This is a genomic window from Pseudomonas sp. AC083 (genome assembly GCF_979253165.1).
In genome coordinates this window covers 19,384-36,797 of the sequence record NZ_CEEDDH010000014.1, presented here as the reverse complement: position 1 = coordinate 36,797, position 17,414 = coordinate 19,384, and the positions used below count along the sequence as shown (strand labels likewise).

At 55.0% G+C, this 17,414-nt stretch carries 31 protein-coding genes; all 31 read right to left on the bottom strand.

The annotated features are described in order from the left end of the window. Window positions 1-51 precede the first annotated feature (51 nt). Entirely contained in the window at window positions 52-519 is a 468-nt protein-coding gene (gene bfr / locus AC0IXA_RS19420; RefSeq protein WP_016772947.1) for a bacterioferritin, read from the bottom strand. A gap of 167 nt (window positions 520-686) precedes the next feature. After that, window positions 687-2,123 (bottom strand): catalase, encoded by a 1,437-nt coding sequence (locus AC0IXA_RS19415; protein ID WP_341639290.1) that lies wholly within the window; start codon window positions 2,121-2,123, stop codon window positions 687-689. Between the two features lie 239 nt (window positions 2,124-2,362). After that, on the bottom strand, window positions 2,363-2,749 hold the full coding sequence (gene rplQ / locus AC0IXA_RS19410) for a 50S ribosomal protein L17 (RefSeq protein ID WP_003176402.1): 387 nt from the start codon (window positions 2,747-2,749) through the stop codon (window positions 2,363-2,365). 42 nt (window positions 2,750-2,791) lie between these two features. Next, window positions 2,792-3,793, bottom strand: coding sequence for a DNA-directed RNA polymerase subunit alpha (locus AC0IXA_RS19405; protein WP_016772946.1), 1,002 nt, complete (start codon window positions 3,791-3,793; stop codon window positions 2,792-2,794). A gap of 22 nt (window positions 3,794-3,815) precedes the next feature. Further along, entirely contained in the window at window positions 3,816-4,436 is a 621-nt protein-coding gene (gene rpsD / locus AC0IXA_RS19400) for a 30S ribosomal protein S4 (RefSeq protein WP_003176404.1), read from the bottom strand. An 18-nt stretch (window positions 4,437-4,454) separates the two neighbouring features. Next, window positions 4,455-4,844, bottom strand: coding sequence for a 30S ribosomal protein S11 (gene rpsK / locus AC0IXA_RS19395; protein WP_002555466.1), 390 nt, complete (start codon window positions 4,842-4,844; stop codon window positions 4,455-4,457). A 30-nt stretch (window positions 4,845-4,874) separates the two neighbouring features. Further along, entirely contained in the window at window positions 4,875-5,231 is a 357-nt protein-coding gene (rpsM, locus tag AC0IXA_RS19390) for a 30S ribosomal protein S13 (RefSeq protein ID WP_003186020.1), read from the bottom strand. 130 nt (window positions 5,232-5,361) lie between these two features. Next, window positions 5,362-5,478 (bottom strand): 50S ribosomal protein L36, encoded by a 117-nt coding sequence (rpmJ, locus tag AC0IXA_RS19385; RefSeq protein ID WP_002555468.1) that lies wholly within the window; start codon window positions 5,476-5,478, stop codon window positions 5,362-5,364. A 27-nt stretch (window positions 5,479-5,505) separates the two neighbouring features. Beyond that, window positions 5,506-6,834, bottom strand: a complete 1,329-nt coding sequence (gene secY / locus AC0IXA_RS19380; RefSeq protein WP_016772945.1) for a preprotein translocase subunit SecY — start codon at window positions 6,832-6,834, stop codon at window positions 5,506-5,508. Next, window positions 6,835-7,272, bottom strand: coding sequence for a 50S ribosomal protein L15 (rplO, locus tag AC0IXA_RS19375; RefSeq protein WP_003228720.1), 438 nt, complete (start codon window positions 7,270-7,272; stop codon window positions 6,835-6,837). Between the two features lie 3 nt (window positions 7,273-7,275). After that, window positions 7,276-7,452, bottom strand: coding sequence for a 50S ribosomal protein L30 (gene rpmD / locus AC0IXA_RS19370; protein ID WP_003176408.1), 177 nt, complete (start codon window positions 7,450-7,452; stop codon window positions 7,276-7,278). A 2-nt stretch (window positions 7,453-7,454) separates the two neighbouring features. After that, entirely contained in the window at window positions 7,455-7,955 is a 501-nt protein-coding gene (gene rpsE, locus AC0IXA_RS19365; protein WP_007955637.1) for a 30S ribosomal protein S5, read from the bottom strand. Window positions 7,956-7,958: 3 nt separating this feature from the next. Then, window positions 7,959-8,309, bottom strand: coding sequence for a 50S ribosomal protein L18 (gene rplR, locus AC0IXA_RS19360; RefSeq protein ID WP_003186037.1), 351 nt, complete (start codon window positions 8,307-8,309; stop codon window positions 7,959-7,961). Window positions 8,310-8,319: 10 nt separating this feature from the next. Then, window positions 8,320-8,853 carry a 50S ribosomal protein L6 gene (gene rplF, locus AC0IXA_RS19355; protein ID WP_007966176.1) on the bottom strand — a complete coding sequence of 178 codons (534 nt, stop codon included), beginning with the start codon at window positions 8,851-8,853 and terminating at the stop codon, window positions 8,320-8,322. Window positions 8,854-8,865: 12 nt separating this feature from the next. Next, window positions 8,866-9,258, bottom strand: a complete 393-nt coding sequence (gene rpsH, locus AC0IXA_RS19350; RefSeq protein ID WP_016772944.1) for a 30S ribosomal protein S8 — start codon at window positions 9,256-9,258, stop codon at window positions 8,866-8,868. Window positions 9,259-9,466: 208 nt separating this feature from the next. Then, a complete protein-coding gene (gene rpsN, locus AC0IXA_RS19345; protein ID WP_003186042.1) occupies window positions 9,467-9,772 on the bottom strand; it encodes a 30S ribosomal protein S14 in 306 nt (101 codons plus the stop codon). Window positions 9,773-9,785: 13 nt separating this feature from the next. Continuing rightward, entirely contained in the window at window positions 9,786-10,325 is a 540-nt protein-coding gene (gene rplE / locus AC0IXA_RS19340) for a 50S ribosomal protein L5 (protein ID WP_003210069.1), read from the bottom strand. A gap of 20 nt (window positions 10,326-10,345) precedes the next feature. Then, window positions 10,346-10,660 carry a 50S ribosomal protein L24 gene (gene rplX, locus AC0IXA_RS19335; RefSeq protein ID WP_003186046.1) on the bottom strand — a complete coding sequence of 105 codons (315 nt, stop codon included), beginning with the start codon at window positions 10,658-10,660 and terminating at the stop codon, window positions 10,346-10,348. Between the two features lie 11 nt (window positions 10,661-10,671). Continuing rightward, window positions 10,672-11,040 (bottom strand): 50S ribosomal protein L14, encoded by a 369-nt coding sequence (gene rplN, locus AC0IXA_RS19330; protein WP_002555479.1) that lies wholly within the window; start codon window positions 11,038-11,040, stop codon window positions 10,672-10,674. Window positions 11,041-11,063: 23 nt separating this feature from the next. Beyond that, a complete protein-coding gene (rpsQ, locus tag AC0IXA_RS19325) occupies window positions 11,064-11,330 on the bottom strand; it encodes a 30S ribosomal protein S17 (protein WP_003194644.1) in 267 nt (88 codons plus the stop codon). 2 nt (window positions 11,331-11,332) lie between these two features. After that, window positions 11,333-11,524, bottom strand: coding sequence for a 50S ribosomal protein L29 (rpmC, locus tag AC0IXA_RS19320; protein ID WP_002555481.1), 192 nt, complete (start codon window positions 11,522-11,524; stop codon window positions 11,333-11,335). Next, on the bottom strand, window positions 11,524-11,937 hold the full coding sequence (rplP, locus tag AC0IXA_RS19315) for a 50S ribosomal protein L16 (protein ID WP_003228729.1): 414 nt from the start codon (window positions 11,935-11,937) through the stop codon (window positions 11,524-11,526). Before rplP ends, rpmC begins: the two co-directional genes overlap by 1 nt. Window positions 11,938-11,949: 12 nt before the next feature. Further along, window positions 11,950-12,636, bottom strand: coding sequence for a 30S ribosomal protein S3 (rpsC, locus tag AC0IXA_RS19310; RefSeq protein ID WP_003176422.1), 687 nt, complete (start codon window positions 12,634-12,636; stop codon window positions 11,950-11,952). Window positions 12,637-12,649: 13 nt separating this feature from the next. Then, on the bottom strand, window positions 12,650-12,982 hold the full coding sequence (gene rplV / locus AC0IXA_RS19305; protein WP_003103908.1) for a 50S ribosomal protein L22: 333 nt from the start codon (window positions 12,980-12,982) through the stop codon (window positions 12,650-12,652). Between the two features lie 11 nt (window positions 12,983-12,993). Continuing rightward, on the bottom strand, window positions 12,994-13,269 hold the full coding sequence (gene rpsS, locus AC0IXA_RS19300) for a 30S ribosomal protein S19 (RefSeq protein WP_011336172.1): 276 nt from the start codon (window positions 13,267-13,269) through the stop codon (window positions 12,994-12,996). 16 nt (window positions 13,270-13,285) lie between these two features. After that, a complete protein-coding gene (gene rplB, locus AC0IXA_RS19295; RefSeq protein WP_016772943.1) occupies window positions 13,286-14,110 on the bottom strand; it encodes a 50S ribosomal protein L2 in 825 nt (274 codons plus the stop codon). Window positions 14,111-14,124: 14 nt separating this feature from the next. Next, a complete protein-coding gene (gene rplW, locus AC0IXA_RS19290; RefSeq protein ID WP_002555488.1) occupies window positions 14,125-14,424 on the bottom strand; it encodes a 50S ribosomal protein L23 in 300 nt (99 codons plus the stop codon). Beyond that, window positions 14,421-15,023: a 50S ribosomal protein L4 gene (gene rplD / locus AC0IXA_RS19285; protein WP_003228735.1), complete on the bottom strand. Its 603-nt coding sequence runs from the start codon at window positions 15,021-15,023 to the stop codon at window positions 14,421-14,423. The genes rplW and rplD overlap by 4 nt, the downstream gene beginning before the upstream one ends. Before the next feature lie 12 nt (window positions 15,024-15,035). Next, entirely contained in the window at window positions 15,036-15,671 is a 636-nt protein-coding gene (gene rplC, locus AC0IXA_RS19280; protein ID WP_003228738.1) for a 50S ribosomal protein L3, read from the bottom strand. A gap of 80 nt (window positions 15,672-15,751) precedes the next feature. Next, window positions 15,752-16,063, bottom strand: coding sequence for a 30S ribosomal protein S10 (rpsJ, locus tag AC0IXA_RS19275; protein ID WP_003186070.1), 312 nt, complete (start codon window positions 16,061-16,063; stop codon window positions 15,752-15,754). A 154-nt stretch (window positions 16,064-16,217) separates the two neighbouring features. Beyond that, window positions 16,218-17,411: an elongation factor Tu gene (gene tuf / locus AC0IXA_RS19270; RefSeq protein ID WP_024014521.1), complete on the bottom strand. Its 1,194-nt coding sequence runs from the start codon at window positions 17,409-17,411 to the stop codon at window positions 16,218-16,220. Between the last annotated feature and the right edge of the window lie 3 nt (window positions 17,412-17,414).

The following is a 17,414-nucleotide window of genomic DNA, read 5'->3' as shown; positions in this document are numbered from 1 at the left end:
AAAGCCCCTGGCACCGTTAAGGTGCCAGGGGCTTTTTTGTAGCTGGAGCAATCAGGACGCGTGGGATTGCAGGTAGTTCTCGAGACCGATCAGCTTGATCAGGCCCAGCTGCTTTTCCAGCCAGTAGGTGTGATCTTCTTCGGTGTCGTTGAGCTGAACCCGCAGAATTTCGCGGCTGACATAGTCCTTGTGTTGCTCGCAAAGTTCGATGCCTTTGCACAGCGCAGCGCGGACTTTGTATTCGAGGCGCAGATCCGCTTCGAGCATCGTAGGCACCGTGGTGCCGACATCCAGATCGTCCGGACGCATGCGCGGCGTGCCTTCGAGCATCAGAATCCGCCGCATCAACGCATCGGCGTGGCCGGCTTCTTCTTCCATCTCGTGGTTGATGCGCTCGTAGAGCTTGGTGAACCCCCAGTCCTCATACATCCGCGAATGAACGAAATATTGGTCACGCGCGGCCAGCTCGCCGGTCAGCAACGTATTGAGGTAATCGATTACATCTGGGTGGCCTTGCATCGCCCTACATCTCCCTTCCTGAAAGCCTGTAGTTTGAACCAACCTGACCGGAAGGTCACTCACCACGCGCAATAAAAGCGAAGATATTCTGAGAAAAACGGGCCAAAAAACGCAAAAACCGCCCAAATGAGGGCGGTTCTGCTTCTCGTTTAGACTACGTTAAGCTGTCAGTTGAGCAGCTTTGCGATTGCTTCTCCATACGCCGGATCGGCTTTGTAGAAATGCTGCAACTGACGATCGACGACGTCGCTGGAAACACCCGCCATCGCACCGGCAATGTTGCTGACCAGCAATGCTTTCTGCTCGTCGCTCATCAAGCGGAACAAGGCACCGGCATGGCTGTAGTAGTCGGTGTCTTCGCGGTGATCATAACGATCAGCGGCACCGCTCAAGGCCAGCGCTGGCTCCGCGTAATGCGGCGCTTGCTTCGGCGACTCAACGTAGCTGTTCGGTTCATAGTTCGGCGCCGCGCCGCCATTGCTGCCGAACGCCATGGAGCCGTCACGCTGATAAGTATTCACCGGACTGCGCGGAGCGTTCACCGGCAATTGCTGGTGATTGGTGCCTACACGGTAACGGTGCGCGTCAGCGTAGGCGAATACACGGCCTTGCAGCATGCGGTCTGGCGACAGACCGACACCTGGCACCATGTTGCTCGGGCCAAACGCAGCCTGTTCAACTTCAGCGAAGTAGTTCAGCGGGTTGCGATTCAACTCCAGCTCACCGACTTCGATCAGCGGAAACTCCTTCTGCGACCAAGTCTTGGTCACGTCGAATGGGTTCTCGTAATGAGCCGCCGCCTGCGCTTCGGTCATGATCTGAATGCACACGCGCCATTTCGGGAATTCACCGCGCTCGATGGCCTCGAACAGGTCACGCTGCGCGTAGTCCGGATCGGTACCGGCCAAACGGGCGGCGTCGGCGGGCGCCAGGTTCTTGATGCCTTGCTGGGTCTTGTAGTGCCACTTGACCCAGTGACGCTCGCCTTTGGCGTTGATCAGGCTGTAAGTGTGACTGCCGAAGCCGTGCATATGGCGATAGCCGTCAGGGATGCCACGATCAGAAAACAGGATGGTGACCTGGTGCAGCGCTTCAGGCGAATGCGACCAGAAATCCCACATCATCTGCGCGCTTTTCAGGTTGCTTTGCGGCAGACGCTTTTGCGTGTGAATAAAGTCAGGAAATTTCAGCGGATCGCGGATGAAGAACACTGGCGTGTTGTTGCCAACGATGTCCCAATTGCCTTCCTCGGTGTAGAACTTCAAGGCAAAGCCGCGCGGATCGCGCTCAGTGTCGGCCGAACCACGCTCGCCACCTACGGTGGAAAAGCGCAGAAAGGTTGGCGTTTGTTTGCCTACCGACTCGAACAACTTTGCACTGGTGTATTCAGTGATGTCACGGGTAACGGTGAACGTGCCGTAGGCGCCCGAGCCTTTAGCGTGGACACGGCGCTCAGGAATGTTTTCACGGTTGAAGTGCGCGAGTTTTTCGATCAGATGGAAATCGTCGAGAAGCAGCGGACCGCGTGGGCCGGCGGAACGGGAATTCTGGTTGTCAGCGACTGGCGCGCCACTGGCGGTTGTAAGCATCTTGGTCTGGCTCATGCGGTCTTCTTCCTCTGTCAGTCTTGAACTGCCGGCTAATGGGCTTGGCGGGAAGTATTGATCATCGACGTTACAGCTACAAATTCATTAACTTGCAGGCATCGATAGATAATTACTAATTATGTTTTCCCGGCACATAGTGGCAGTTCAACCATGTCAGAAACTTGTACGGACGACGCATTTCTTACAGGCACAAAAAACCGGGCACTAGGCCCGGTTCTTTGTTTCAGACTGACGTCTTACTCGGCGGATACAGCTTCGCCAGCAGTAGCACGATCAACCAACTCGACATACGCCATAGGCGCGTTGTCGCCAGCGCGGAAACCGCACTTGAGGATGCGCAGGTAGCCACCCTCACGGGTAGCGTAACGCTTGCCCAGGTCGTTGAAGAGCTTACCAACGATAGCTTTCGAACGAGTACGGTCGAAAGCCAGACGGCGGTTAGCCAGGCTGTCTGTCTTGGCCAGAGTGATCAGCGGCTCGGCTACGCGGCGCAGTTCTTTGGCTTTTGGCAGAGTAGTTTTGATCAGCTCGTGCTCGAACAGCGACACCGCCATGTTTTGGAACATGGCCTTGCGGTGCGAGCTGGTGCGGCTCAGGTGACGACCACTTTTACGATGACGCATGGTTCATTCCTTACCAAACACTACGTTCGGTGATTACGACGATCAGGCAGTCGCCTTGTCGTCCTTCTTAAGACTTGCAGGCGGCCAGTTGTCGAGGCGCATGCCGAGGGACAGACCGCGGGAGGCCAGAACGTCCTTGATTTCAGTCAAGGATTTCTTGCCCAGGTTCGGAGTCTTCAACAGCTCTACTTCGGTACGCTGAATCAGGTCGCCGATGTAGTAGATGTTTTCCGCCTTAAGGCAGTTAGCCGAACGTACAGTCAGTTCCAGATCGTCAACCGGGCGAAGCAGGATCGGATCGATCTCGTCTTCCTGCTCGACAACCAGCGGCTCACTTTCACCTTTGAGGTCGACGAACGCAGCCAGCTGCTGTTGCAGGATGGTTGCAGCGCGACGGATAGCCTCTTCAGGATCCAGGGTACCGTTGGTTTCCAGATCAATAACCAGCTTGTCCAGGTTGGTACGCTGTTCGACACGGGCGTTTTCCACCACGTAAGCGATACGGCGAACCGGGCTGAACGAAGAGTCAAGCTGCAAGCGACCGATGCTGCGGCTTTCGTCTTCATCGCTCTGACGCGAGTCGGCTGGTTCATAACCACGACCACGAGCTACGGTGAGCTTCATGTTCAGGGCGCCGTTAGACGCCAGGTTAGCGATTACGTGATCGGGATTAACGATCTCGACATCATGATCCAGCTGAATATCGGCAGCGGTAACCACCCCCGAACCCTTCTTCGACAAGGTCAGCGTAACTTCGTCACGACCGTGCAGCTTGATGGCCAGACCTTTAAGGTTCAACAGGATTTCAATTACGTCTTCCTGTACACCTTCGATGGCGCTGTACTCGTGGAGCACACCGTCAATCTCGGCCTCGACTACTGCGCAGCCGGGCATTGAGGACAACAGGATGCGGCGCAGCGCGTTGCCCAGGGTGTGGCCAAAACCACGCTCGAGAGGCTCGAGAGTGATCTTGGCGCGGGTTGGACTGACAACCTGCACATCAATGTGGCGGGGTGTCAGGAACTCATTTACCGAAATCTGCATGGATGCACCTATTTTCTAGCCCTTACTTGGAGTAGAGCTCGACAATCAGGCTTTCGTTGATGTCGGCGGACAGATCACTGCGAGCAGGAACGTTCTTGAAAACGCCCGACTTCTTCTCAGTGTCTACTTCTACCCATTCTACGCGGCCACGTTGGGCACACAGATCGAGAGCTTGGACAATGCGAAGTTGGTTTTTTGCTTTCTCGCGAACTGCAACCACGTCACCAGCACGAACCTGATACGACGGAACGTTTACGGTCTGACCGTTTACGCTGATCGACTTGTGCGATACCAGTTGACGGGATTCGGCACGAGTCGAACCAAAGCCCATACGGTATACAACGTTGTCCAGACGGCATTCGAGCAGTTGCAGCAGGTTTTCACCGGTTGCACCTTTCTTGCCAGCAGCTTCTTTGTAGTAGCCGCTGAACTGACGCTCGAGAACGCCGTAGATACGACGGACCTTCTGCTTTTCACGCAGTTGGGTGCCGTAGTCGGACTGGCGACCGCGGCGCTGGCCGTGGATACCAGGTGCTGCTTCAATGTTGCACTTCGATTCGATCGCGCGCACGCCGCTCTTCAGGAAGAGATCGGTGCCTTCGCGACGAGCGAGTTTGCATTTTGGACCAATGTAACGAGCCATTCTTTACAATCTCCTGGATTACACGCGGCGCTTCTTCGGCGGACGGCACCCGTTGTGCGGGATTGGCGTCACGTCGGTGATGCTGGCGATCTTGTAGCCACAGCCGTTCAAAGCGCGGACTGCGGATTCACGACCTGGACCTGGACCCTTGACGTTGACGTCGAGGTTTTTCAGGCCGTATTCCAGCGCAGCTTGACCAGCACGCTCAGCAGCTACTTGAGCAGCGAACGGGGTGGACTTGCGGGAACCGCGGAAACCCGAACCACCGGAGGTAGCCCAGGAAAGAGCGTTACCTTGACGGTCGGTAATGGTCACGATGGTGTTGTTAAAAGATGCATGGATGTGGGCGATGCCATCAACCACTGTCTTTTTAACTTTTTTACGAGGACGAGCAGCAGGTTTTGCCATGATTAAATTCCTGTCGATTCGCTGGGGCGATTACTTGCGGATCGGCTTACGCGGACCTTTACGGGTACGCGCGTTGGTCTTGGTACGCTGACCGCGTACTGGCAGACCACGACGATGACGCAGACCGCGATAGCAACCGAGGTCCATCAAGCGCTTGATTTTCATGTTGATTTCGCGACGCAGGTCACCTTCAGTGGTGAACTTCGCCACTTCGCCACGCAGCTGTTCAATTTGCTCGTCGCTCAGATCTTTGATCTTTGCTGCTGGGTTTACCCCAGTCACTGCACAGATCTTCTGCGCAGTAGTGCGACCAACACCATAGATGTAGGTCAGCGAGATAACAGTATGCTTGTTATCTGGAATGTTAACGCCTGCAATACGGGCCATTCAGTGGGACTCCAATTGACAGCTACCTACGCCCCGGAAGCCAAGAAATAGGGCGCGAGATAATATCGCTGTAATAACAAATAATCAACCCGGTAGCGCACTAGCTACCGGGCTTGAAGCACAATCACACTCAGCCTTGGCGCTGTTTGTGACGCGGTTCCGCGCTGCAAATTACTCGAACAACACCTTCGCGGCGAATAATCTTGCAGTTACGGCACAGCTTTTTCACCGATGCACGAACTTTCATCACCAACTCCTCGAACCTTATGGGTACTCAGCGCAACATGCCGCTGCCGTAACCCTTCAGGTTGGCTTTCTTCATCAGGGATTCGTACTGGTGCGAAACGAGGTGCGATTGTACTTGGGACATGAAGTCCATCACAACCACGACCACGATCAGCAACGAGGTCCCGCCAAGGTAGAACGGAACGTTTGCTGCAACCACCAGGAATTGGGGCAACAGGCACACGGCCGTCATGTAAAGAGCACCGAACAGGGTCAAGCGGGTCAGAACGCCATCAATATAGCGCGCAGACTGCTCACCTGGACGGATGCCCGGAATAAAGGCACCGGACTTCTTCAGGTTTTCCGCTACGTCTTTCGGATTGAACATCAACGCCGTATAGAAGAAGCAGAAGAAAATAATCCCTGCACTAAACAGCAGAATATTCAACGGCTGACCAGGAGCGATCGACTGCGAGATGTCCTGCAACCAGCCCATACCTTCAGACTGACCGAACCAGGCACCCAACGAAGCCGGAAACAGCAAGATGCTGCTCGCGAAAATAGCCGGAATAACACCGGCCATGTTCACCTTCAGCGGCAAGTGGCTTGTCTGCGCAGCAAAAACCTTGCGGCCCTGCTGACGCTTGGCGTAGTGAACAGCGATACGACGCTGGCCACGCTCAATGAACACCACGAAACCGATAATCGCTACTGCCAGCAAACCGATGGCAACCAGGGCGAAGATGTTGATATCACCCTGACGCGCAGACTCGAAAGACTGCCCGATTGCTCTCGGAAGACCGGCGACGATACCCGAAAAAATCAACATCGAGATACCGTTGCCAACACCACGCTCAGTAATCTGCTCACCCAGCCACATCATGAACATCGCACCAGCCACAAATGTGGTTACCGCGACGAAATGGAAGCCAAAGTCACCAGTGAACGCGACGCCCTGCCCGGCCAGACCAATGGACATGCCAATAGCCTGGACCAGAGCGAGAGCGACGGTGAGGTAGCGGGTGTACTGGCTAATCTTGCGACGGCCAGCTTCACCTTCCTTCTTCAACTGCTCCAGCTGCGGGCTGACGGCGGTCATCAATTGCATGATGATCGATGCCGAAATGTACGGCATGATCCCCAGTGCAAAGATGCTCATCCGTTCCAGCGCGCCGCCGGAGAACATGTTGAACAAGCTAAGAATGGTCCCCTCATTCTGTCGAAACAGGTCTGCGAGTCGGTCCGGGTTGATACCTGGAACCGGGATGTGTGCGCCTATTCGGTAGACGATAATCGCCAGGAACAGAAAACGCAGACGAGCCCAGAGTTCAGACATACCGCCTTTGCCGAGCGCAGAGAGAGCACCTTGCTTAGCCATTTATTCCTCGAACTTGCCGCCAGCTGCTTCGATAGCCGCACGCGCACCTTTGGTGGCGCCGATTCCCTTGCCGATAGTGACAGCGCGAGTCACTTCACCGGACAGCATGATTTTCACACGCTGTACGTTGACGTTGATCACGTTGGCATCTTTCAGGGACTGCACAGTAACGATGTCGCCTTCCACTTTGGCCAGCTCGGACAAACGCACTTCTGCGCGATCCATGGCTTTCAGGGAAACGAAACCGAACTTGGGCAGGCGACGATGCAGCGGCTGTTGACCGCCTTCAAAGCCTGGAGCGATGGTGCCACCGGAGCGGGAGGTCTGACCTTTGTGACCACGGCCACCAGTCTTGCCCAAACCACTACCGATACCACGGCCCGGACGATGCTTTTCGCGACGGGAACCCGGCGCTGGACTCAGATCATTGAGTTTCATCGATTAACCCTCGACACGCAGCATGTAGTAAGCCTTGTTGATCATCCCGCGATTCTCGGGAGTATCCTGGACTTCTACAGTGTGACCGATGCGACGCAGACCCAGACCCTTAACGCACAGTTTGTGGTTAGGGATGCGGCCGGTCATGCTTTTGATCAGCGTAACTTTAACGGTAGCCATGATTACTTGATCTCCTCAACACGCAGGCCACGCTTGGCAGCGATGGACTCAGGAGACTGCATAGCCTTCAGACCCTTGAAAGTGGCGTGAACCACGTTTACCGGGTTAGTCGAGCCGTAGCACTTGGCCAGAACGTTCTGAACGCCAGCAACTTCGAGGACAGCACGCATAGCGCCGCCAGCGATGATACCGGTACCTTCAGAAGCAGGCTGCATGTACACCTTCGAAGCGCCGTGAGCGGACTTCATTGCGTACTGCAGAGTGGTGCCGTTCAGGTCAACTTGAATCATGTTGCGGCGAGCAGCTTCCATTGCCTTCTGGATCGCAGCAGGCACTTCACGCGACTTGCCACGGCCGAAGCCAACACGCCCTTTACCATCACCAACCACGGTCAACGCGGTGAAAGTGAAGATACGGCCGCCTTTAACGGTTTTGGCTACGCGGTTAACTTGAACCAGCTTCTCGATGTAGCCTTCGTCGCGCTTTTGGTCGTTATTTGACATAACTTAGAACTCCAGCCCAGCTTCACGAGCAGCATCAGCCAGCGCTTTAACGCGGCCGTGATACTTGAAGCCAGAGCGGTCGAAAGCCACTTGCGATACGCCAGCGGCCTTAGCACGCGTAGCGACCAGCTGGCCAACCTTTGTGGCCGCGTCGATGTTGCCAGTGGCACCATCACGCAGTTCTTTATCCAAAGTCGAGGCACTTGCCAGGACTTTGTTGCCGTCGGCCGAGATGACCTGGGCGTAGATGTGCTGCGACGAGCGGAACACGCAGAGACGCACGACTTCGAGTTCGTGCATTTTCAGGCGTGCTTTGCGAGCGCGACGCAGTCGAGTAACTTTTTTGTCGGTCATTTGCTATGCCCTACTTCTTCTTGGCTTCTTTACGACGGACGACTTCGTCCGCGTAGCGCACACCTTTGCCTTTGTACGGCTCTGGTGGACGGAAGTCGCGGATCTCGGCGGCCACTTGACCTACCAGCTGCTTGTCGATGCCCTTGATCAGGATATCGGTCTGGCTAGGAGTCTCAGCGGTGATGCCTTGCGGCAGTTCGTAATCCACTGGGTGCGAGAAGCCAAGAGCCAGGTTCAGAACCTGACCTTTTGCTTGCGCTTTGTAACCAACACCGACCAGCTGGAGCTTGCGCTCGAAGCCTTGGCTTACGCCCTGGACCATGTTGTTTACCAACGCACGCGTGGTACCGGCCATTGCGCGAGTTTGTTGATCGCCATTGCGAGCAGCGAAACGCAGCTCACCAGCTTCTTCAACGATCTCAACGGACGAATGGATGTTCAGTTCAAGAGTGCCCTTGGCACCCTTCACCGAAAGCTGTTGGCCTGCGAATTTGACTTCGACACCGGCTGGCAGCTTAACGGGGTTCTTAGCGACGCGAGACATGCTTATCCCCCCTTAGAACACAGTGCAAAGAACTTCGCCGCCGACACCGGCAGCGCGCGCAGCACGATCCGTCATCACACCTTTGTTGGTGGAGACGATAGACACGCCAAGACCGCCACGAACTTTCGGCAGATCTTCAACGGACTTGTACTGACGCAGGCCTGGACGACTAACGCGCTTCACTTCTTCGATAACCGGACGGCCTTCGAAGTACTTCAGCGAGATGGACAGCGACGGCTTGGCGTCGGTGGTGATCTGAAAATCCGCGATGTAACCTTCGTCCTTCAGGACTTTTGCTACAGCAGCCTTCAACGTGGAAGACGGCATGCTTACGACAGACTTTTCAGCCATCTGGGCATTACGGATTCGAGTTAGCATGTCCGCTAACGGGTCCTGCATACTCATGGGCTAGACGCTCCTAATACAAAAAAATTAGCCTTGCGGCTACTACTTGTCGCCGAGAACTTCCGGGCAGAAAAACACGGGCTCAGGCGAGCCGGTCATTCTAGACACACCCCAGAAATGAATCAAGCCCCAAAAGGGGCTTGATTCAGATTCAAGGCCACCGATGGTCTGGTTCTTGCGAACCCGAACATCGAGACTTTGACAACTGTTACCAGCTGGCTTTAACCAGACCTGGTACGTCACCACGCATTGCAGCTTGACGCAGCATGTTACGGCCGAGGCCGAACTTGCGGTACACGCCGTGCGGACGACCAGTCAGGCGGCAACGGTTACGCATGCGCGAAGCGCTAGCGTCACGTGGTTGCTTCTGCAGAGCTACGGTAGCTTCCCAACGCGCTTCTGGACTTGCGTTCAGATCGACGATGATAGCTTTCAGCGCTGCACGCTTGGTGGCGTACTTGGCAACGGTGAGCTGACGCTTCAGCTCACGGTTCTTCATGCTCTTCTTGGCCATTTTCCTACTCCAATCAGTTGCGGAACGGGAATTTGAAAGCACGCAGCAGAGCGCGGCCTTCATCATCGTTCTTGGCAGTGGTGGTCAGGGTAATGTCCAGACCGCGGAGAGCATCGATCTTGTCGTAGTCGATTTCCGGGAAGATGATCTGCTCTTTCACGCCCATGCTGTAGTTGCCACGACCATCGAAGGACTTGGCATTCAGGCCGCGGAAGTCGCGAACCCGAGGCAGGGAGATCGACAGCAGACGATCCAGGAACTCGTACATACGCTCACGGCGCAGGGTCACTTTGACGCCGATCGGCCATCCTTCGCGGACTTTGAAGCCAGCGATGGATTTACGAGCGTAGGTCACAACGACTTTCTGGCCGGTGATCTTTTCCAGGTCAGCAACAGCGTGCTCGATGACTTTTTTGTCGCCGATCGCTTCGCCCAGACCCATGTTCAGGGTGATTTTGGTAACGCGCGGAACTTCCATCACGTTCGAAAGCTTAAGTTCTTCCTTAAGTTTCGGAGCGATTTCCTTCCGGTAAATCTCTTTTAGTCGTGCCATGGTCTTCTACCTAGCAGTGTTCAAGCATCAACCGCTTTTTGGGTCGACTTGAAGACACGAATTTTCTTACCGTCTTCTACTTTGAAACCAACGCGGTCAGCCTTGTTGGTTTCGCCGTTGAAGATGGCGACGTTGGAAGCGTGCAGTGGCGCTTCTTTCTCGACGATACCGCCCTGTACGCCCGACATCGGGTTAGGCTTGGTATGACGCTTGACCAGGTTCAGACCACCAACAACCAGACGGTTGTCAGCAAGAACCTTCAGCACCTTACCGCGCTTACCTTTGTCTTTGCCGGCGATCACGATGATCTCGTCGTCACGACGAATCTTTTGCATGTCGGATCTCCTTACAGCACTTCTGGGGCGAGCGAGACGATCTTCATGAACTTCTCAGTACGAAGTTCACGGGTCACTGGCCCAAAGATACGGGTGCCGATCGGCTCTTGCTTGTTGTTCAGAAGAACAGCAGCGTTGCCATCAAAGCGGATAATGGAGCCATCAGCACGACGTACGCCGTGACGAGTGCGGACTACAACAGCAGTCATCACTTGGCCTTTTTTCACTTTACCGCGAGGAATTGCTTCCTTGACGGTAACTTTGATGATGTCACCGATACCAGCGTAACGACGATGGGAGCCACCCAGCACCTTGATGCACATAACACGGCGAGCGCCGCTGTTATCGGCCACATCGAGCATGGATTGAGTCTGAATCATATAATTTCTCCGACCCCTAGCCCTTAGACTTCCACAGCGCGTTCGAGAACATCAACCAGCGCCCAAGACTTGGTCTTGGCCATCGGACGAGTTTCACGAATAGTGACTTTGTCGCCGATGTGGCACTGATTGGTTTCGTCGTGCGCGTGCAGCTTAGTCGAACGCTTAACGTATTTACCGTAGATCGGGTGCTTTACGCGACGCTCGATCAGAACGGTGATGGTTTTGTCCATCTTGTCGCTGACAACACGGCCAGTCAGCGTACGGACAGTTTTTTCGGCTTCAGCCATGATCACTTACCTGCCTGCTGGTTGAGCACAGTCTTCACGCGAGCGATGTCACGCTTAACTTGCGAGAGCAGATGAGACTGCCCCAACTGGCCAGTTGCTTTCTGCATGCGCAGATTGAACTGGTCGCGCAGCAAGCCGAGCAGTTGCTCGTTCAGCTGCTGTGCGGATTTTTCACGAAGTTCATTCGCTTTCATCACATCACCGTCCGTTTAACAAAGGAGGTGGCGAGCGGCAGCTTTGCAGCAGCCAGGGCGAAAGCCTCACGCGCCAGCTCTTCAGAAACACCCTCGATTTCATACAGGACTTTGCCTGGCTGAATCTGGGCAACCCAGTACTCCACGTTACCCTTACCTTTACCCATACGAACCTCGAGAGGTTTCTTGGAGATCGGCTTGTCCGGGAATACACGGATCCAGATCTTGCCGCCACGTTTTACGTGACGGGTCAGAGCACGACGCGCTGACTCGATCTGACGAGCGGTGAGACGACCACGAGCAACAGACTTCAGCGCGAACTCGCCGAAGCTGACTTTGCTACCGCGCAGTGCCAGACCACGGTTGTGGCCGGTCATCTGCTTGCGGAACTTCGTACGCTTTGGTTGCAACATTTGGCGTACCCCTTACTTAGCAGCTTTTTTACGAGGCGCTGGTGCTTGTGGTTTCAGTTCTTCTTGGCGACCACCAATAACTTCGCCTTTGAAGATCCAAACCTTTACACCGATCACACCGTAAGTGGTGTGAGCTTCGTAGTTGGCATAGTCGATGTCGGCACGCAGGGTGTGCAGTGGCACACGACCTTCGCGATACCATTCAGTACGTGCGATTTCAGCACCGCCGAGACGACCGCTCACTTGGATTTTGATGCCTTTGGCACCAATGCGCATGGCGTTCTGTACAGCGCGCTTCATAGCGCGACGGAACATTACACGACGCTCCAGCTGCTGAGCTACGCTCTGCGCAACCAGCATACCGTCGAGCTCCGGCTTGCGGATCTCTTCGATATTGATGTGCACAGGCACACCCATTTGCTTGGTCAGGTCCTGACGCAGTTTCTCAACATCTTCACCTTTCTTCCCGATAACGATACCTGGACGAGCAGTGTGGATGGTGATGCGTGCAGTTTGGGCCGGACGATGGATATCGATACGGCTTACGGACGCGCTTTTTAGTTTGTCTTGGAGATACTCACGCACTTTCAGATCTGCGAACAAGTAGTCCGCATAAGTCCGACCGTCTGCGTACCAGACGGAGGTGTGCTCCTTGACGATTCCCAGGCGAATGCCAATGGGATGTACTTTCTGACCCATCTCTTCGACTCCGTTACTTGTCAGCAACCTTGACAGTGATATGGCAAGACCGCTTGACGATGCGATCAGCACGGCCTTTGGCACGTGGCATGATGCGCTTCAGCGAACGCCCTTCGTTGACGAAAACGGTGCTGACCTTCAGGTCATCAACGTCTGCGCCTTCGTTATGCTCGGCGTTGGCTACGGCCGACTCCAGCACTTTCTTCATGATCTCGGCGGCTTTCTTACTGCTGAAAGCCAACAGGTTGAGCGCTTCGCCCACCTTCTTCCCGCGGATCTGGTCGGCGACCAAGCGGGCTTTCTGGGCGGAGATTCGAGCGCCCGACAACTTAGCGGCTACTTCCATTTCCTTACCCCTTAACGCTTGGCTTTCTTGTCAGCCACGTGCCCGCGATAGTTGCGGGTACCGGCGAACTCGCCCAGTTTGTGGCCGACCATGTCTTCGTTAACGAGAACTGGGACGTGCTGACGACCGTTGTGTACTGCGATGGTCAGACCGACCATTTGTGGCAGGATCATCGAACGACGCGACCAGGTTTTAATTGGTTTGCGATCGTTCTTTTCCGCCGCCACTTCGATCTTCTTCAGTAGGTGAAGATCAATAAAAGGACCTTTTTTCAGAGAACGTGGCACTGTCGTATCCCTCTATTTACTTGCGACGACGGACGATCATTTTGTCGGTACGCTTATTACCACGAGTCTTCGCGCCCTTAGTCGGGAAGCCCCATGGCGATACCGGATGACGACCACCAGAGGTACGACCTTCACCACCACCATGTGGGTGGTCAACCGGGTTCATGGCAACACCACGAACGGTTGGGCGAACGCCACGCCAGCGTTTGGCACCAGCTTTACCCAGCGAACGCAGGCTGTGCTCGGAGTTCGAGACTTCACCCAGGGTCGCACGGCATTCAGCCAGGACTTTACGCATTTCACCGGAACGCAGACGCAGGGTCACGTAGACACCTTCACGAGCGATCAGCTGAGCCGAAGCACCAGCGGAACGAGCGATCTGTGCACCTTTACCTGGCTTCAATTCGATGCCGTGTACGGTAGAACCGACTGGAATGTTGCGCAGTTGCAGAGCGTTGCCTGGCTTGATTGGAGCCAGAGCGCCTGCGATCAGCTGGTCGCCAGCACTCACGCCTTTAGGGGCGATGATGTAGCGGCGCTCGCCGTCTGCGTAGCACAGCAGTGCGATGTGAGCAGTACGGTTTGGATCGTATTCGATACGCTCGACAGTGGCGACGATGCCATCTTTGTCGTTGCGACGGAAATCGACCATACGGTAATGCTGCTTATGACCACCACCGATGTGACGAGTGGTAATACGGCCATTGTTGTTACGACCACCAGACTTCGATTTTTTCTCGAGCAGCGGTGCGTGAGGAGCGCCTTTATGCAGCTCCTGGTTGACCACCTTGACCACAAAACGGCGGCCAGGGGAAGTCGGTTTGCATTTAACGATTGCCATGATGCACCCCTTCCTTACTCAGCACTGCTGCTGAAATCGAGATCTTGGCCTGGCTGAAGGGAGATAACTGCCTTCTTCCAGTCATTACGCTTGCCCAGACCGCGAGCAGTGCGCTTGCTCTTACCCAGAACGTTCAGGGTAGTGACGCGCTCTACTTTCACGCTGAACAGGCTTTCGACGGCCTTCTTGATTTCCAGCTTGGTTGCATCGGTAGCAACCTTGAAAACGAACTGGCCTTTCTTGTCTGCCAGAACCGTAGCCTTCTCGGAAACGTGCGGGCCAAGCAGAACTTTAAATACGCGTTCCTGGTTCATCCCAGCAGCTCCTCGAATTTCTTCACGGCCGACACGGTGATCAACACCTTGTCGTATGCGATCAGACTAACTGGATCGGAACCTTGCACATCACGTACATCTACGTGCGGCAGGTTGCGAGCAGCCAGGTACAGGTTCTGATCAACAGCGTCCGACACGATCAAAACGTCGGTCAGGCTCATGTTGTTCAGCTTGCCCAGCAGATCTTTGGTTTTCGGAGTTTCAACAGCGAAATCCTGAACCACGACCAGACGATCAGTACGCACCAGCTCAGCAAGGATGGAACGCATTGCTGCGCGATACATCTTCTTGTTCAGCTTCTGGGAGTGATCCTGTGGACGAGCTGCGAAAGTGGTACCGCCGCCACGCCAGATTGGGCTACGGATAGTACCGGCACGAGCACGGCCAGTACCTTTCTGACGCCATGGGCGCTTGCCGCCACCACGAACGTCGGAACGGGTCTTCTGCTGCTTGCTACCTTGACGGCCGCCGGCCATGTAGGCCACGACTGCTTGGTGAACCAGCGTCTCGTTGAATTCGCCGCCAAATGTCAGTTCGGAAACTTCGATCGCTTGAGCGTCATTTACATTTAATTGCATGTCAGCTTCCCCTTAACCGCGAGCCTTGGCTGCTGGACGTACAACCAGGTTGCCGCCAGTAGCGCCAGGAACAGCACCCTTGACCAACAACAGATTGCGTTCAGCGTCCACGCGCACTACTTCCAGGGACTGCACGGTCACGCGCTCAGCGCCCATATGACCGGACATTTTTTTGCCCTTGAATACACGACCAGGAGTCTGGCACTGGCCGATAGAGCCTGGGACGCGGTGGGATACGGAGTTACCGTGGGTGTTATCTTGCCCGCGGAAATTCCAACGCTTGATCGTACCCTGGAAGCCTTTACCCTTGGACTGACCGGTTACATCAACCAGTTGACCAGCGGCGAAGATTTCAGCGTTGATCAGATCGCCAGCCTGGTACTCGCCTTCTTCAAGGCGGAATTCCATGGTGGTGCGACCAGCGGCAACGTTCGCTTTAGCGAAGTGGCCAGCCTGAGCTGCTGTTACACGCGAAGCGCGACGCTCGCCGACAGTGACTTGCACTGCACGATAGCCATCGGTCTCTTCAGTTTTGAACTGGGTGACGCGATTCGGCTCGATCTCAATGACCGTGACCGGAATGGAGACACCTTCTTCGGTGAAAATACGGGTCATACCGCATTTACGACCGACTACACCAATAGTCATGTTGTAAACCTCATGAGTGTACGGGGCTTTCACCCGCTATGGCCGCCCATTTCAGAGCGTTACACGACCAAGACCGAGTCTTAGCCGAGGCTGATCTGCACTTCCACACCGGCCGCAAGATCAAGCTTCATCAGCGCATCAACGGTTTTATCCGTTGGCTGGACGATGTCCAGAACACGCTTATGAGTGCGGATCTCGTACTGGTCACGCGCGTCTTTGTTGACGTGCGGGGAAACCAGAACGGTGAACCGCTCTTTACGGGTAGGCAGTGGAATTGGACCACGCACTTGAGCACCAGTACGTTTCGCGGTTTCCACGATTTCCTGGGTTGATTGGTCGATCAGGCGATGGTCAAAAGCCTTCAACCTGATACGGATTTGCTGATTTTGCATTGGATTTCAGACTCCGGCTGCTATTCCCACCGGGCGCAATACGCCCGTTAAAAGGAGGCGCAATTCTATAGACGCCCCCGATAGGTGTCAACCCAATAAAAAAGCCCCCGCTGAGCGGGGGCTTTTTCAATCCATCAAGCTGACTTTAAAAGTCTTACTCGATGATTTTGGCTACGACGCCAGCGCCGACGGTACGACCGCCTTCACGGATAGCGAAACGCAGACCATCTTCCATCGCGATGGTTTTGATCAGGGTAACAGTCATCTGAATGTTGTCACCTGGCATTACCATTTCAACGCCTTCTGGCAGCTCGCAGTTACCGGTCACGTCAGTAGTACGGAAGTAGAACTGTGGACGATAGCCTTTGAAGAACGGAGTGTGACGACCGCCTTCTTCCTTGCTCAGAACGTAAACTTCTGCGGTGAACTTGGTGTGCGGCTTGACCGAACCTGGCTTGACCAGAACCTGGCCACGCTCAACGTCGTCACGCTTGGTACCACGCAGCAGAACGCCGCAGTTCTCGCCAGCACGACCTTCGTCGAGCAGTTTGCGGAACATCTCAACACCGGTGCAGGTGGTGGTGGTGGTGTCACGCAGACCAACGATTTCCAGAGCGTCCTGAACGCGAACGATACCGCGCTCGATACGACCAGTCACAACAGTACCGCGACCCGAGATCGAGAACACGTCTTCGATTGGCATCAGGAATGGCTTGTCGATCATACGAACTGGTTCTGGGATGTAGGTATCCAGAGTTTCAACCAGTTTACGAACGGCAGTGGTGCCCATTTCGTTGTCGTCTTTGCCTTCCAGCGCCATACGAGCCGAACCGATGATGATCGGAGTGTCGTCGCCTGGGAAGTCGTAGGTCGACAGCAGGTCACGAACTTCCATCTCAACCAGTTCCAGCAGCTCAGCGTCGTCTACCAGGTCAGCCTTGTTGAGGAAAACCACGATGTACGGAACGCCTACCTGACGGGACAGCAGGATGTGCTCACGGGTTTGTGGCATCGGACCATCAGCGGCCGAGCAAACCAGGATCGCGCCGTCCATCTGGGCAGCACCGGTGATCATGTTCTTCACGTAGTCAGCGTGACCTGGGCAGTCAACGTGAGCGTAGTGACGAATAGTCGAGTTGTACTCAACGTGAGCGGTGTTGATGGTGATACCGCGAGCTTTTTCTTCTGGTGCGCTGTCGATCTTGTCGAATTCAACGACAGCCGAACCGAAAACTTCGGAGCAGACGCGAGTCAGAGCAGCAGTCAGAGTGGTTTTACCGTGGTCAACGTGACCAATGGTGCCAACGTTGACGTGCGGTAGGGAACGATCAAATTTTTCTTTAGCCACGAC

What these genes read in the sequence shown, in the direction of transcription:
- rplO (WP_003228720.1), bottom strand. Translation starts at nt 7,272, where the DNA reads ATGAAACTCAATGATCTGAGTCCAGCGCCGGGTTCCCGTCGCGAAAAG.
- rpsC (WP_003176422.1), bottom strand. Translation starts at nt 12,636, where the DNA reads ATGGGTCAGAAAGTACATCCCATTGGCATTCGCCTGGGAATCGTCAAG.
- rpmD (WP_003176408.1), bottom strand. Translation starts at nt 7,452, where the DNA reads ATGGCTACCGTTAAAGTTACGCTGATCAAAAGCATGACCGGCCGCATC.
- AC0IXA_RS19405 (WP_016772946.1), bottom strand. Translation starts at nt 3,793, where the DNA reads ATGCAGATTTCGGTAAATGAGTTCCTGACACCCCGCCACATTGATGTG.
- rplD (WP_003228735.1), bottom strand. Translation starts at nt 15,023, where the DNA reads ATGCAATTAAATGTAAATGACGCTCAAGCGATCGAAGTTTCCGAACTG.
- rpsJ (WP_003186070.1), bottom strand. Translation starts at nt 16,063, where the DNA reads ATGCAAAATCAGCAAATCCGTATCAGGTTGAAGGCTTTTGACCATCGC.
- rplV (WP_003103908.1), bottom strand. Translation starts at nt 12,982, where the DNA reads ATGGAAGTAGCCGCTAAGTTGTCGGGCGCTCGAATCTCCGCCCAGAAA.
- rplF (WP_007966176.1), bottom strand. Translation starts at nt 8,853, where the DNA reads ATGTCTCGCGTCGCTAAGAACCCCGTTAAGCTGCCAGCCGGTGTCGAA.
- bfr (WP_016772947.1), bottom strand. Translation starts at nt 519, where the DNA reads ATGCAAGGCCACCCAGATGTAATCGATTACCTCAATACGTTGCTGACC.
- rplC (WP_003228738.1), bottom strand. Translation starts at nt 15,671, where the DNA reads ATGACTATTGGTGTAGTCGGTCGTAAATGCGGTATGACCCGTATTTTC.
- rplE (WP_003210069.1), bottom strand. Translation starts at nt 10,325, where the DNA reads ATGGCACGACTAAAAGAGATTTACCGGAAGGAAATCGCTCCGAAACTT.
- AC0IXA_RS19415 (WP_341639290.1), bottom strand. Translation starts at nt 2,123, where the DNA reads ATGAGCCAGACCAAGATGCTTACAACCGCCAGTGGCGCGCCAGTCGCT.
- rpsH (WP_016772944.1), bottom strand. Translation starts at nt 9,258, where the DNA reads ATGAGTATGCAGGACCCGTTAGCGGACATGCTAACTCGAATCCGTAAT.
- rpsD (WP_003176404.1), bottom strand. Translation starts at nt 4,436, where the DNA reads ATGGCTCGTTACATTGGTCCAAAATGCAAACTCGCTCGTCGCGAAGGC.
- rplN (WP_002555479.1), bottom strand. Translation starts at nt 11,040, where the DNA reads ATGATTCAGACTCAATCCATGCTCGATGTGGCCGATAACAGCGGCGCT.
- rpmJ (WP_002555468.1), bottom strand. Translation starts at nt 5,478, where the DNA reads ATGAAAGTTCGTGCATCGGTGAAAAAGCTGTGCCGTAACTGCAAGATT.
- rplB (WP_016772943.1), bottom strand. Translation starts at nt 14,110, where the DNA reads ATGGCAATCGTTAAATGCAAACCGACTTCCCCTGGCCGCCGTTTTGTG.
- rplQ (WP_003176402.1), bottom strand. Translation starts at nt 2,749, where the DNA reads ATGCGTCATCGTAAAAGTGGTCGTCACCTGAGCCGCACCAGCTCGCAC.
- rplR (WP_003186037.1), bottom strand. Translation starts at nt 8,309, where the DNA reads ATGACCGACAAAAAAGTTACTCGACTGCGTCGCGCTCGCAAAGCACGC.
- rpsN (WP_003186042.1), bottom strand. Translation starts at nt 9,772, where the DNA reads ATGGCCAAGAAGAGCATGAAGAACCGTGAGCTGAAGCGTCAGCTCACC.
- rpsM (WP_003186020.1), bottom strand. Translation starts at nt 5,231, where the DNA reads ATGGCCCGTATTGCAGGCGTTAACATTCCAGATAACAAGCATACTGTT.
- rpmC (WP_002555481.1), bottom strand. Translation starts at nt 11,524, where the DNA reads ATGAAAGCGAATGAACTTCGTGAAAAATCCGCACAGCAGCTGAACGAG.
- rpsK (WP_002555466.1), bottom strand. Translation starts at nt 4,844, where the DNA reads ATGGCAAAACCTGCTGCTCGTCCTCGTAAAAAAGTTAAAAAGACAGTG.
- rplW (WP_002555488.1), bottom strand. Translation starts at nt 14,424, where the DNA reads ATGAACCAGGAACGCGTATTTAAAGTTCTGCTTGGCCCGCACGTTTCC.
- secY (WP_016772945.1), bottom strand. Translation starts at nt 6,834, where the DNA reads ATGGCTAAGCAAGGTGCTCTCTCTGCGCTCGGCAAAGGCGGTATGTCT.
- rplX (WP_003186046.1), bottom strand. Translation starts at nt 10,660, where the DNA reads ATGCAAAAGATTCGTCGTGACGACGAGATCATCGTGATCGCCGGCAAA.
- rpsE (WP_007955637.1), bottom strand. Translation starts at nt 7,955, where the DNA reads ATGTCAAATAACGACCAAAAGCGCGACGAAGGCTACATCGAGAAGCTG.
- rplP (WP_003228729.1), bottom strand. Translation starts at nt 11,937, where the DNA reads ATGTTGCAACCAAAGCGTACGAAGTTCCGCAAGCAGATGACCGGCCAC.
- rpsQ (WP_003194644.1), bottom strand. Translation starts at nt 11,330, where the DNA reads ATGGCTGAAGCCGAAAAAACTGTCCGTACGCTGACTGGCCGTGTTGTC.